This is a genomic window from Halomonas stenophila, assembly GCF_014192275.1.
GTDB classification, from domain to species: Bacteria; Pseudomonadota; Gammaproteobacteria; order Pseudomonadales; family Halomonadaceae; genus Halomonas; species Halomonas stenophila.
Genome location: NZ_JACHXR010000002.1, coordinates 331,680 through 344,442, shown reverse-complemented (window position 1 = coordinate 344,442; position 12,763 = coordinate 331,680). Strand labels below are relative to the sequence as shown.

At 67.4% G+C, this 12,763-nt stretch carries 9 protein-coding genes; 6 read left to right on the top strand and 3 right to left on the bottom strand.

All coding sequences use genetic code 11. The features are described 5' to 3' along the window. Positions 1–4: 4 nt before the first annotated feature. Positions 5–964 (top strand): hypothetical protein, encoded by a 960-nt coding sequence (locus tag FHR97_RS05515; RefSeq protein ID WP_183382768.1) that lies wholly within the window; start codon positions 5–7, stop codon positions 962–964. 90 nt (positions 965–1,054) lie between these two features. Continuing rightward, positions 1,055–1,798 (top strand): fumarate/nitrate reduction transcriptional regulator Fnr, encoded by a 744-nt coding sequence (fnr, locus tag FHR97_RS05510; RefSeq protein WP_183382767.1) that lies wholly within the window; start codon positions 1,055–1,057, stop codon positions 1,796–1,798. Between the two features lie 111 nt (positions 1,799–1,909). Here the strand turns inward: fnr and ttcA are convergent, their stop codons facing one another. From ttcA to FHR97_RS05495, 3 genes are all read right to left on the bottom strand, one after another. Beyond that, positions 1,910–2,821, bottom strand: coding sequence for a tRNA 2-thiocytidine(32) synthetase TtcA (ttcA, locus tag FHR97_RS05505; protein ID WP_183382951.1), 912 nt, complete (start codon positions 2,819–2,821; stop codon positions 1,910–1,912). A 94-nt stretch (positions 2,822–2,915) separates the two neighbouring features. Next, entirely contained in the window at positions 2,916–3,542 is a 627-nt protein-coding gene (locus FHR97_RS05500; protein ID WP_183382766.1) for a 3'-5' exonuclease, read from the bottom strand. Between the two features lie 40 nt (positions 3,543–3,582). Continuing rightward, on the bottom strand, positions 3,583–5,406 hold the full coding sequence (locus FHR97_RS05495; RefSeq protein WP_183382950.1) for a DUF294 nucleotidyltransferase-like domain-containing protein: 1,824 nt from the start codon (positions 5,404–5,406) through the stop codon (positions 3,583–3,585). Between the two features lie 663 nt (positions 5,407–6,069). On the opposite strand from FHR97_RS05495, the gene FHR97_RS05490 reads away from it, so the two are divergent. The 4 genes from FHR97_RS05490 (at position 6,070) to FHR97_RS05475 (ending at position 12,731) form a co-directional block, all read left to right on the top strand. Beyond that, entirely contained in the window at positions 6,070–6,330 is a 261-nt protein-coding gene (locus tag FHR97_RS05490; protein ID WP_183382765.1) for a DUF4212 domain-containing protein, read from the top strand. 6 nt (positions 6,331–6,336) lie between these two features. Next, complete coding sequence (locus tag FHR97_RS05485; protein ID WP_183382764.1) at positions 6,337–8,103, top strand: sodium:solute symporter family protein; 1,767 nt, start codon at positions 6,337–6,339, stop codon at positions 8,101–8,103. Positions 8,104–8,196: 93 nt separating this feature from the next. Continuing rightward, a complete protein-coding gene (locus FHR97_RS05480; RefSeq protein ID WP_183382763.1) occupies positions 8,197–8,712 on the top strand; it encodes a hypothetical protein in 516 nt (171 codons plus the stop codon). Between the two features lie 68 nt (positions 8,713–8,780). Continuing rightward, positions 8,781–12,731, top strand: coding sequence for a hybrid sensor histidine kinase/response regulator (locus FHR97_RS05475; RefSeq protein ID WP_183382762.1), 3,951 nt, complete (start codon positions 8,781–8,783; stop codon positions 12,729–12,731). Positions 12,732–12,763 lie beyond the last annotated feature (32 nt).

Below are 12,763 nucleotides of genomic sequence, written 5' to 3'. Positions count from 1 at the left end.
CCACATGCCCGTCACTGCCCCTGACCACTTCGGTGCCGACGACTATGCCCAGGCCCTGGCCATCAGTAACGACACCGACCGCCCCTTGTCGCTGCACCTGCGCCTGCCGCTGCGCCCGCCGGAGGCGACGCCCCCCCGCCGGCCCGGAGGCATGGACCCGTTCGAGGTCGACCTGGCGCGGCTCGACCGGGAGATGGTGCTGATTCGACGCTGCCTGTCCGCCGGCCGGCGGATTCAGGCCCTGCAATGGGTGGGCAGTGCGCTGCCCGGCATGAGCCTGGCGCAGATGAGCGAGCTGATCGATCGTCTGGAAGCGCGTTTTTCCCTGGAGACCGGCCGCGATCGTGACTTCACCGTCGAACTCGATCCCCTCGCCACGGACATCTTCGCCCTGCGCCACCTGGAGGCCCTGGGCTTCAACCGCCTGAGCCTGGTCCTCCCGACCCGCCGCGGCAGGCAGGCAACGGCTGACCGCAGCGCCGCGGCCTGCATCGACCCCCTGCTCGACGAGACGCAGCGGGTCGGCTGGCGCTCACTGGAACTGGTCCAGCTCATCGGGCCATGGTGCCAATCCCGCGCCCCCCTGACCGAGACCCTGATCGCGTTGGCCGCCATGGGTCCGCCACGGATCACCCTGCGCCCGGTGGCCTGCCCCTCCGGCTTGCGACTGCGGCATGTGCTGGACGCAGCCGATGCTCTGCTGCTCGCGAGGGGCTATGGCGTGCTGGGCCCCGGGACCTACGCCCGGCGGAACGCCGCCCTGGCGGACGCCCACGCCCAGGCGCGACGCGAGGCCGCTCGCGACCGGCTCGGCCTGGGAACCGGCGGAGTGTCTCGGCTGCCCGATGCCGAGGCCCGCAACACGACGAACCCCTGGGCCTACGCGGCGGCGCTCGACGCGGGACGACTGGCCACGGCCTCGGGGCACTGGCGACGGGCCGACGCCCCCCCACAGGTACGCTGATGCGGCGACGGATCCGCCCTAAGGAGCACTATGCTGAGCCGATGCCCATCCGCCATAATGTGGCATATGCCCTACATCAAGGAGGACAGCATGCCTGACACCGCCGCCGGCCGGCGACGCTCCCTCTTGCAAGAGACCCGCTGCCAGACCTGCAGCCTGAGTTCGCTGTGCCTGCCACTGGCCCTCGAACTCGAGGACATGGATCAGTTCGATGCGATCATTCGCCGCCGCGCTCCCTTGAAGAAGGGCGAATCGCTGTTTCGCCAGGGCAGTCCCTTCACCAGTGTCTATGCCGTGCGCTCCGGGAGTCTCAAGCAGGTCACCACCGGGGGCAGCGGTGACGACCAGCTGACCAACTTCTACCTGCCCAGCGAACTGGTGGGCCTCGACGGCATCGACGAGGAAACCTATCCGGGCTCGGTGGTGGCGCTCGAGACCACCACCGTCTGCGAGATCCCCTTCGACCGGCTCGATGCCCTCTCCGCGAAGTTGCCGGAGCTGCGCACCCAGCTCTACCGCAGCATGAGCAAGGAGATGCGCGACGATCGCCGCATGATGCGCCTGCTGTCGCGCAAGACCGCCGACCAGCGCCTGGCGACCTTCTTCACCAGCCTCTCCGACCGCTTCCGCCGACGGGGCTACTCGGCCTACAGCTTCCGGCTCTCCATGCCCCGGGCGGACATCGGCAACTACCTGGGCCTGGCCGTGGAGACCGTCAGCCGCATCCTCGGCCGCTTCCAGCAGCAGGGCCTGGTGGCCGTCTCCGGTCGCGAGGTCCACATCCTCGACCTGGACGCCCTGATCGAGGTGGCCGAGGAAGAAGGCTGCCGCTGACACGAGAGGGAAGAGGGAAGAGGGAAGAGGGAAGAGGGAAGCCAGACTATCCTTTTTCCCTCTTCGAGGCGCGAAGCGCTGTTCTTCAAGCGGCGAAGCCGCGTCTTGTCGCTACGACTGCTGATGGAGCTCGATGCGATCGGCCAGCATCTTCGCCTGCCTGTCCTCGAGGCCGGCGAAGTCGAACAGCTCACGGTCGGCCAACTGGGACGGCGCCACGTTGGTCACGGCCTTGAACATGCTCTCGAGCCGCCCCGGGTGCCTGGCCTCCCACTCGGCGAGCATCTCCTTGACCACCTGGCGCTGCAGGTTGGGCTGCGAGCCGCAGAGGTTGCAGGGGATGATCGGGAAGTCCATGCGGCGCGAGAACTCGGCGATGTCCGCCTCGCGGCAGTAGGCCAGCGGACGGATGACGATGTTCCTGCCGTCGTCGGAGAGCAGCTTGGGCGGCATCGACTTGAGGCTGCCGCCGAAGAACAGATTGAGGAACAGCGTCTCGAGGATGTCCTCGCGATGGTGGCCCAGGGCGATCTTGGTGGCGCCGATCTCCTCGGCATAGCCGTACAGGGAGCCGCGCCGCAGCCGCGAGCACAGCGCGCAGGTCGTCTTGCCTTCCGGGGTCTTCTCCTTGACCACCGAGTAGGTGTCGCGCTCGAGGATGTGGTAGTCGACGCCGATGCCGTCCAGGTAGGCCGGCAGCACATGCTCGGGAAAGCCCGGCTGCTTCTGGTCCAGGTTCACCGCCACCAGCGAGAAGTCGACCGGGGCATTGCGCTGCAGGCTGCGCAGGATCTCCAGCATGGTGTAGCTGTCCTTGCCACCGGACAGGCAGACCATCACCTTGTCCCCCTCGCGGATCATGTCGTAGTCGATGATGGCGTTGCCCACCTGGCGCCGCAGCCGCTTCTGCAGCTTGTTGAACTCGCGCCTGGCCTGGGCGGCACGGCGCTCGGCGCCGTCGGCGCAAGGCTCGGAGGGGGTATCCTCGGCGGGACGGGGGTCGAACATCACGGCATCTTGCATGGTCACGGCGCTGCCAGGGCATCTGCGGGGGACGGGCGCCTATCCTACCATCCTCCCCGGGGGCTGGCGAAGCCAGGCCCGCCGACCGGGCCCCTCAGGACATCAGCCGCGGTGGCTGGCCCTCCCGGGCCAGGTGCAGATGCATCAGGGCGGTGGTCACCGCCACCCCCAGGGCGCTATGGCGCCCCATCAGGGGCACGCCGAGGCGTTCGGCGACCTGCTCGAAGCGCGGCGGGGTGTCGAGCTGGGGATGGTGGTGTCGCTGGCGGCGCTGGTACACCTGCGCCACGTCGATGCCGGCGTTGGGCAGGTCGAAGCCGAAGCGCGGGCGCAGGTAGCGATTGAGCAGGGCCAGCTCGAAATCCAGCCGCCAGCCCACCAGGGGCCGGTTGCCGACGAAATCCAGCAGCTGTGCCAGGACCTCGTCGATACTCTCGCCATCGTCCAGGTCGATCCCCCGCAGGCCATGCCGGCAGATGGCGCCACCGTCCAGGCTGGCCGGACGCTCCAGGCGGAGGTCGAGGGACTCGCTGGTAAGCACCCGCTCGCGCCGCAGGCGCACGGCGGCGATGGCCACCGGCTCGGCGGTCCGGGCGTTGGCCCCGGTGGTCTGGCAGCCGAGGGCCACCAGCTCGTCGCCGGTATAGGGATGAAAGAGCCAGCCGTAGCGGCCATGAGCGTGTCGCCGGCGGTCGGTCACCCGTCGCCATGTCCTGAGCATGAATGCACTCCTGTGTTGTTGCTGACCACCGGGCCGGGCCTTACGCGTACTCGAGGTGGAAGTGGTGCGACAGGTGCTGCTTGAAGTCCTTGACGATGTGCAGCGCCTCGCGGAGCAGGTCGCGCTCCAGGGAGGACAGCTCCTGGACCACCACCCGGTCGGGCTCGCCGTCCTGCGCCCCCTCCCCGTCGAGCCGCGCCAGCTGCTGCTTGAGCCGCAGCTCGGTGAACAGCGACAGGGCCTCCTCCAGGTCCTCGGCGAAGCGCGCCTCCAGGCGCCCGTCCGCCACCAGGGCGTCCAGCCGATCCAGGGTCGAGGTCACGGCGATGCGTCGCTCGAGGGCCATGACGCGGACCCCGTGGACGATGGGAAAGATCCCGCCCTTCTTGATGTCGATGCCGTGCTGGGGCTTCTTGAGCGAGCCGAACAGGGTCAAGGGCGTGGCGAAGTGCAGTGCCGGCCGCGCGAAGTAGGACAACAGCAGCTGGTCGCCGGCACACAGGCGAAACAGGGCCTCGCGCAGGCGCTCCAGCAGCGACGGATTGCCGGCCACGGCATGGGCGTCGAGCACGATGGCCAGCTTCATCAGGCTGTCCCCGTCCCGCTTCTCCACCCACCGGGCGATGCGCCGCTTCCACTGGCTCTCGGTGCCCACCCAGTCGGGATTGGAGACCATGATGTTGCCCGGACAGGGCGGGTAGCCCAGCTCGAAGAGGGTCTCGGTGAGTCGCTGCATCTGTTCGGCACAGTCGGGCCAGTCCAGGGCATCGTCGAGGATCAGGCCATTGTCCTGGTCGGTCTTGAGGATCTGCTCACCGCGTCCCTCGCTGCCCATCACCATCAGGCAGCTGTCGCGGTGGTAACGCGCCTCGATCAGAAAGCCCCAGGCCTTGTTGATGATCCGACCGTTGAGGGCCGCCAGCAGGCCCATGGCGAAGCGCAGCTTGACGCCCTGGGCCATCAGCGCGCGGACCAGCTCCGGGGTGCGTCGGCTGGCGGCGGACAGCGCCGCCAGGCTGTCCGCCTGCTCGACCTGCAGGCTGACCACGTAACTGCGACTGGAGAAGTAGCTGAGCACATCGGTCAGCTCCACCACGCCCACCGCGGCCTGGCCCTCGGTGACCACCACCCGCTCCACCTGGTGCCGGGTCATCAGTACCAGCACTTGGAAGAGGTACTGGCCCGGCGTCACCGTGACCAGCGCGAAGTGCGCCACCGACTGCACCGGGCTGTCCTGGGGCAGTCCCTCGAGGACCAGGGCGTTGAGCAGGTCGGTCTTGGTGATCATCCCCGGGCCCTGCTCGCCCTCGACCAGCAGGCTGTCGGCATGGCTGTCGTGGAGGGTGGTCACCGCCTCGGCGATGGTCGCCCGGGGGCCCACGCAGAGCGGCTCGCGCATGCACTCGTCGACCCTGGCGAGCATGAAGCCGGCCATGGTCACCCCGCCGGCGGCGCGCTGCTCGGTCAGCAGGCGGGTCTTGTGGGCCAGGGTCTGGCGGAAGAACTCGGCGAACGCCGGATAGTCGTCGCAGAGCTTGAGGAACAGCGCCTTGGGCAGCAGGTAGCAGAGGCTCTCCTGCTCGGCCCGGAAGCGATAGCGGCTCGTGCCGTTGAGGATGCTGATGGCCCCGAAGAGATCGCCGGCGGTGTAGTGGCCGATCCGTTCCCGGGCACCGGGCTGGGTGGTATCGAGTTCCGCCACCTCGCCCTTGTGGATGAGGAAGACGTACTCGCCGGGCTGGCCGGTCTCGAGGATGATCTCGTCGCGATCGAAGTAGGCGAGGTCGATACCGCCACGGACCCGCTCTCGCCCCGCCTCGTCGAGAAAGCTGAACGGCGGCTGAGAGAGATCGACATCGACCATGGCGAGGACCTCGTGTCGGGAAACGGGCATCGTCTGCCGGGAACTCCCCACCGCGGGCCAGGGGCGCCGAGAGGTAAGCCGTTGCACGACAGGTGACAGGATCAGGGTAGCAAAGTCGGGATCGGGTCCAGTATCTAGACCATGGTTCTATGTGGCTCCCGAGTATTGCCATCTCCTCTCACCGAGGCGTTATACCTTGGTACTATTCGCCCCGCGTTTCGACGAAAGTTCAATTCGACACCCCATAGACAATCGTCCTATACACTGAAGGGACACCGGAAACAAAAACCTCACAATTAAATTCAATATAATGATTTCAAAGGAATCTACCAAAACCTTTTAAATCGTTTTCTCCTCATGATACCAAAGTCTGGGATTTATTTTTCCGCTTTATTGACCAGCATTAGCGATGAGTCGTGCAGGGCAATCGCGCGTCGACAGCCCACCTAAACCCAAAGCGCGGACGACCCAGGTCCTGTCACCAGGTAAGGGAGGAAACCATGTCCTCATTGCCAACCTCCTCCAGGCCCGTTGCGCCCCCCGGCACCCCGGCGGCCCGGATCATCGCGGGCTGAATGACTGTCCACGCGCGATTGCCCGGCTGAGTCATGCGAACGCTCGGGACAACTTCCCACCCCCCAACAACAAGTGGAGAGCAACACCATGGCAGATGAGAAATCCAATGCCGAAGCCTACTGGGCGGCCAACCTCCGCCTCATCGCCGGCTGTCTGGTCGTCTGGGCGCTGGTGTCCTACGGCTTCGCCATCCTGCTGCGCCCGCTGCTCGCGAGCATCCCCGTCGGCGGCACCGACCTGGGCTTCTGGTTCGCGCAGCAGGGATCGATCCTGACCTTCATCGGCATCATCTTCTTCTACGCGTGGAAGATGAACCGGCTGGATAAAAAGTTCGGGCTTGGGGAGTAAGCCAGCATGAGTCAATTCGCGATCAACGTCCTCTTCGTGGGCGCCTCCTTCGCCCTCTATATCGGCATCGCCATCTGGGCGAAGGCCGGTTCGACGAAAGACTTCTATGTCGCCGGCGGCGGCGTGCATCCCATCACCAACGGCATGGCCATCGGCGCCGACTGGATGTCGGCGGCGTCCTTCATCTCCATGGCCGGCCTGATCGCCGCCGGCGGCTATGCCAACTCCACCTTCCTGATGGGCTGGACCGGCGGCTACGTCCTGCTGGCCACCCTGCTGGCCCCCTACCTGCGCAAGTTCGGCAAGTTCACGGTGCCGGAATTCATCGGGGATCGCTTCTACAGCAAGAACGCTCGCCTGGTCGCCGTGATCTGCCTGATCGTCGCCTCGGTGACCTACGTCATCGGCCAGATGGCCGGTGCCGGCGTGGCCTTCTCGCGCTTCCTGGAAGTCGACGCCACCATGGGCCTGATCATCGCCGCCATCGTGGTGTTCTTCTACTCGGTACTGGGGGGCATGAAGGGCATCACCTACACCCAGGTCGCCCAGTACTGCGTGCTGATCACGGCCTACACCATCCCGGCGGTGTTCATCTCGCTGGAGCTGACCGGCAACCCGCTGCCGCCGCTGGGACTCTTCTCCGAGCACGACGCCTCGGGCATGCCGCTGCTGACCAAGCTCAACGAGGTCATCACCGAGCTCGGCTTCAACGAGTACACGGCCGACGTGGACAACAAGCTCAACATGGTGCTGTTCACCCTGTCGCTGATGATCGGCACCGCGGGCCTGCCCCACGTCATCATCCGCTTCTTCACCGTGCCCAAGGTCGCCGATGCACGCTGGTCCGCCGGCTGGGCCCTGGTCTTCATCGCCCTGCTGTACCTGACCGCTCCGGCCGTGGCCTCCATGGCACGCCTGAACCTGATGACCACCATCTACCCCGACGGCCCGACGGCCGAGCCCATCCAGTACGACGAGCGTCCGAACTGGGTGCGCGAGTGGGAGGTCACCGGGCTGATCCAGTACGAGGACAAGAACGACGACGGGCGCATCCAGCTCTACAACGACACCGAGGCGTTCGCGCCGACGGCCGAGCAGCGTGGCTGGTCCGGCAACGAGCTGGAGGTCAACCGGGACATCCTGGTGCTGGCCAACCCGGAGATCGCCAACCTGCCCGGCTGGGTCATCGGCCTGATCGCCGCGGGGGGCCTGGCGGCGGCGCTATCGACGGCAGCCGGGCTGTTGCTGGCGATCTCCTCGGCCATCAGTCATGACCTGATCAAGGGCTCGATCAATCCCAGCATCTCCGAGAAGGGCGAACTGCTGGCGGCGCGGATCTCGATGTCGGTGGCGATCGTCGTGGCCACCTACCTCGGCGCCAATCCCCCGGGCTTCGCGGCCCAGGTGGTGGCCCTGGCCTTCGGCATCGCCGCGGCCTCGCTGTTCCCGGCGCTGATGATGGGGATCTTCTCCAAGCGCGTGAACAACAAGGGCGCAATCGCCGGCATGCTCACCGGCCTGGCCTTCACCCTGGTCTACATCTTCGTCTACAAGGGCTGGCTCTTCATCCCCGGAACCAACAACCTGGCGGACGTCCCCGAGAACTGGGTGCTGGGCATCTCGCCGCTGTCCATCGGCGCCGTGGGCGCGATCATCAACTTCGCCGTGGCCTTCTCGGTCTCCAAGGCGACCGCGGCACCGCCGCAGGAAATCCAGGACCTGGTGGAGAGCGTCCGCTATCCCAAGGGTGCTGGCATGGCGGTCGACCACTGAGCCATAATCCCGAACCGGCGCCTCCGCGGCGCCGGCCCCAACCCTTCGTCGGGCTTCCCTCGGGAAGCCCGACTGCTGTCAGGAAGCTGTCCTATGATATGGCACTTGATTGCGGCGGCCTTCGCCGGCCTCGGCGCCGCCGGCATCGGCCTGCTGCTGCGCATGCTCAGCCGCCAGCGCCTGCCCCGCTGGATCGTCCCGGTCTGCGCGGGGCTGGGCATGCTGGGCTACCAGATCAACCACGAGTACGCCTGGTTCGAGCACAAGCGCGCCCAGCTCCCCGCTTCCACCCGGCTGGTGAGCACCGAGCAGACCCCGGTCTTGTGGCGCCCCTGGACCTATCTGGTGCCGCTGACCTCGGGCTTCACCGTGGTGGATCGGGACAACCTGGTGCGCTCCCGGACCAACGACCAGCCGCTGGTCGAGTTCATCCTCTATCGCTTCGAGATGGCCAATGCCGACCGGGTACAGCACCAGGCCTATCTGTTGAACTGCAGCGCCCGGGAGCTGGTGCCGCTGGCCGATGAACCGCGTCGCCCCCGCACCGAGGCGCTGCGTCGGCTCGCGGCCGGTGACCCGCTGCTCCAGGCGGTCTGTCGCGACGCCTGACCCACCCCGCCCCTGCCGTCGCCCCCCGCCTTGCCCTAGAATGGGCGGGAACCCGAGGGAGATACCCCATGTTCGCAGGCTGGCTGCTGATCGTCGTTTCGCTGCTCTACGTCGCGGTGCTGTTCGCCATCGCCTGGCGGGGCGACCGTCAGGCCCGCGAGCGAGGCGCCACCCGCCGGCGACCAGTGATCTACAGCCTGGCGCTGGCCATCTACTGCACCTCCTGGACCTTCCACGGCGCCGTGGGCCAGGCCGCCACCTCGGGCTGGTCCTTCGCCAGCATCTTCGTGGGGCCGATCCTCACCTTTCTACTGTTCTGGCCGGTGCTGGCCAAGATGATCCGCGTCGCCAAGCACCAGAACGTCACCTCGATCGCCGACTTCATCGCCTCGCGCTACGGCAAGACGCAGTCGCTGGCCGCCTTCGCCAGCCTGGTCGCGCTGATCGGCACCCTGCCCTACATCGCCTTGCAGTTGAAAGCGGTATCCACTTCCTTCAGCGTGCTCACCGAGGCCAGCGACATTACCCGCACGCCACTGTTCGGCGATACCGCCTTCTATGTCGCCGCGGTGATGGCGCTGTTCGCGATCCTGTTCGGCACCCGCCATACCGACGCCACCGAGCACCATGAGGGCCTGATCCATGCGGTGGCCTTCGAGTCGCTGGTCAAGCTGCTGGCCTTCCTGATCCTCGGTGCCTATGTCACCTGGGGCATGTTCGACGGCCTCGGCGATCTGCTGGCCTTCGCCGACATCCAGTTGCAGCTGCAGCGCCAGCTCGCCCAGCAGGACTTCGGCCAGAGCTTCTGGGCCCAGACCCTGCTGGCCATGCTCGCCATCCTCTGCCTGCCCCGCCAGTTCCACGTGGCGGTAGTGGAGAACACCCATCGCGACGATGCCGCCAAGGCCCGCTGGCTGTTTCCGCTCTACCTGCTGGCCTTCGCCTTCTTCGTGCTGCCGCTGGCCGCCGCCGGCCTGACCCTGTTCGCCGACGGCAGCGTCGAGCCCGACAGCTATGTGCTGGCCCTGCCCATGGCGGCCGGCAGCGAGTGGCTGGCCCTGCTGACCTTCATCGGCGGCTTCTCGGCCTCCACCGGCATGGTCATCGTCGCCGCCGTGGCGGTATCGATCATGATCTCCAACGAGATCGTCATCCCGGCGCTGTTCCGACTGCGCTGGTTCGACACCAAGGCCCGCGACTACGGCCGCCTGGTGCTGCGCGCCCGGCGCATCACCATCGCGGTGATCCTGGCCATGGCCTACGGCTTCTATCAGCTGATCGGCGAGTTCGGCTCCCTGGCCGCGACCGGTATGCTCTCCTTCGCCGCCGCGGCGCAGTTCGCCCCGGCGTTGATCGGCGGCCTCTACTGGAAGCGCGGCAACCGCCTGGGGGTCATCGTCGGCATGAACGCCGGCTTCGCCATCTGGGCCTACAGCCTGCTGATGCCGGCGATGATCGGCGCCGGGGTGCTGCCGACCACCTGGCTCTCGGGTGGCCCCCTGGGCATCGGCTGGCTGTCGCCCACCTCGCTGTTCGGCCTCAACGTCGGCGACAGCTTCACCCATGGGGTGATGCTGTCGCTGGGCGTGAACCTGGTGGCCTACATCTTCGTCTCCCAGATGACCCCCCAGCGCGTGGTGGAACGCATCCAGGCCTCGCTGTTCGTCGACAGCGTCGAGACCCGCCAGACCTCCGTGAACCGGCCCTGGACCGGGGCCACCACCGTCGGCGACCTCAAGGTGCTGTGCGAGCGCTTCCTGGGGGCCGGCCAGGTCGGCCGCGCCTTCGATGATTACGCCCGCCGCACCGGCAAGCCCCTGGAGGACAACACCCGGGCCTCCATCGACGTGATCCAGTTCACCGAGCGCTTCCTGGCCTCGGTGCTGGGCGCCTCCTCGGCGCGGATCGTCGTCAACTCGGCGCTGCAGGGGCGCGGCATCGGCATCTCCGACGTGATCTCCATCGTCGACGAGGCCTCCCAGGTCCTGGAGTTCAACCGCGCCCTGCTCCAGGCCACCATCGAGAACATCAACCAGGGCATCAGCGTGGTGGATCAGAACCTGCGCCTGGTGGTGTGGAACCAGCGTTACCTGGAGCTGTTCCGCTTCCCGGACCACCTGATCCGGGTCGGCGCCCCGATCGACCGCATCTTTCGCTACAACGCCCACAACGGCGAGTACGGCCCCGGCGACCCGGAGGAGCACGTCCAGCTGCTGCTCGACAACATCCGCGAGGGCCAGCCCCATCGCTACGTGCGCTACCGTCAGGACGGCAGCGTGCTGGAGGTCCAGGGCAACCCCATGCCCGGCGGCGGCTTCGTCTACACCTACCAGGACATCACCCAGCAGAAGCGCATCGAGGAAGCGCTGATCCGCTCCGAGAACAACATCCGCATCTACACCGACAACGTGCCGGCGCTGATCGCCTACTTCGACAAGGAGTGCCGCTACCTCTTCACCAACCGCGCCTACGAGCAGGCCTTCGGCATCGATCGCAACGCGGTGATCGGCAAGCCGCTGCAGGAGGTGATTCCGGAGGAGCTGGCCCTGGAACGCGAGCCGTGGATCGAGCGCGCCCTGGCCGGCGAGCGGGTGAGCTTCGAGGTCTCGCTGCGCCTCGCCGAGGGGCTGCGCTACATGCTGGTCACCTATACGCCCCACTTCGGCGACAGCGGCGCCATCCTGGGCTTCTTCGCCCTCTACCAGGACATCACCGAGCGTCGCCGCGCGGAGATCGCCCTCAAGGAGACCAACGAGACCCTGGAGGAGCGCGTCCGTGAGCGCACCCAGGCGCTCTCCGAGGCCAACGCCGCGCTGCGCCAGGAGAACCGCGTGCGCGCCGAGGCCGAGCAGGCGTTGCGCCAGGCCAAGCAGGTCGCCGAGGACGCCAACGCCTCCAAGACGCGCTTCCTGGCCGCCGCCAGCCATGACCTGCTGCAGCCCCTCAACGCCGCCCGGCTGTTCACCTCGGCGCTGTCCCAGGACATGGAGGCCGTCGACATGAAGCGCACCATCGGCCATATCGACAACTCCCTGCAGGCCGCCGAGGAACTACTCGGCACCCTGCTGGACATCTCCAAGCTCGACGCCGGCGCGCTGACCCCGCGGCGCAGCCATTTCGCCCTGGCCGACATCTTCCGGCCGCTGCGCGCCGAGTTCGAGGTGATGGCCGAGGACCGCGGCCTGGACCTGGTGGTGGTGGCCACCCGCTGCTGGGTCGACAGCGATGCCCAGATGCTCCGGCGCATCGTGCAGAACTTCCTGTCGAACGCCATCCGCTACACCCAGGAAGGGCGGGTGTTGCTGGGCTGCCGGCGCCATGGCGAGCGGCTGTCCATCGAGGTCTGGGACTCGGGCCCCGGCATCCCCGAGACCAAGCAGGCCGAGATCTTCCAGGAGTTCCGCCGGCTCGACCAGGCCTCGCGACACAAGGAGAGCGAGAAGGGCCTGGGCCTGGGGCTATCGATCGCCGACCGCATGAGCCGGGTGCTCGACCACCCGATCACCGTGCGGTCCTGGGAGGGCGTGGGCACCGTCTTCGCGGTCAGCGTGCCGGTGGTGGCCGCCCGCCGCCAGGAAGACGTCGAGGTGGCCACCCCGCGGCGCGCCGGCAACAAGCTGGCCGGCAAGCGCATCCTGTGCATCGACAATGAATCGCTGATCCTCGAGGGCATGAAGGCCATGCTCTCCGGCTGGGGATGCGAGGTGTTCACCGCCACCTCCATCGGCGGCGCCAAGTCGGTGCTGCGTCATCTCGACGACGACCCGGACGCGATCCTGGCCGACTACCACCTGGACAACGAGGTCACCGGCCTGATGGCCATGGAGGCCCTGAGCGAGCGTCTCTATGGCGCCGTCCCCGGCATCGTGATCACCGCCGACCGCACCGAGGAGGTCGCCGAGGAGATCCGCCGCGCCGGCTACCAACTGCTGCTCAAGCCGGTACGCCCCGCCGCCCTGCGCGCCTTGCTGACCCGCACCCTGCAGGCCAGCCGGGCGGCCACCCGGCAAGAGGGGTAGCGCGCTGCGCGCGAGCTGGAAGCTGGAAGCTG

Bases quoted from the DNA above. Each gene is read 5' to 3' on its own strand.
- FHR97_RS05515 (WP_183382768.1), top strand. From the start codon at position 5: ATGCCCGTCACTGCCCCTGACCACTTCGGTGCCGACGACTATGCCCAG.
- fnr (WP_183382767.1), top strand. From the start codon at position 1,055: ATGCCTGACACCGCCGCCGGCCGGCGACGCTCCCTCTTGCAAGAGACC.
- ttcA (WP_183382951.1), bottom strand. From the start codon at position 2,821: ATGCAAGATGCCGTGATGTTCGACCCCCGTCCCGCCGAGGATACCCCC.
- FHR97_RS05500 (WP_183382766.1), bottom strand. From the start codon at position 3,542: ATGCTCAGGACATGGCGACGGGTGACCGACCGCCGGCGACACGCTCAT.
- FHR97_RS05495 (WP_183382950.1), bottom strand. From the start codon at position 5,406: ATGGTCGATGTCGATCTCTCTCAGCCGCCGTTCAGCTTTCTCGACGAG.
- FHR97_RS05490 (WP_183382765.1), top strand. From the start codon at position 6,070: ATGGCAGATGAGAAATCCAATGCCGAAGCCTACTGGGCGGCCAACCTC.
- FHR97_RS05485 (WP_183382764.1), top strand. From the start codon at position 6,337: ATGAGTCAATTCGCGATCAACGTCCTCTTCGTGGGCGCCTCCTTCGCC.
- FHR97_RS05480 (WP_183382763.1), top strand. From the start codon at position 8,197: ATGATATGGCACTTGATTGCGGCGGCCTTCGCCGGCCTCGGCGCCGCC.
- FHR97_RS05475 (WP_183382762.1), top strand. From the start codon at position 8,781: ATGTTCGCAGGCTGGCTGCTGATCGTCGTTTCGCTGCTCTACGTCGCG.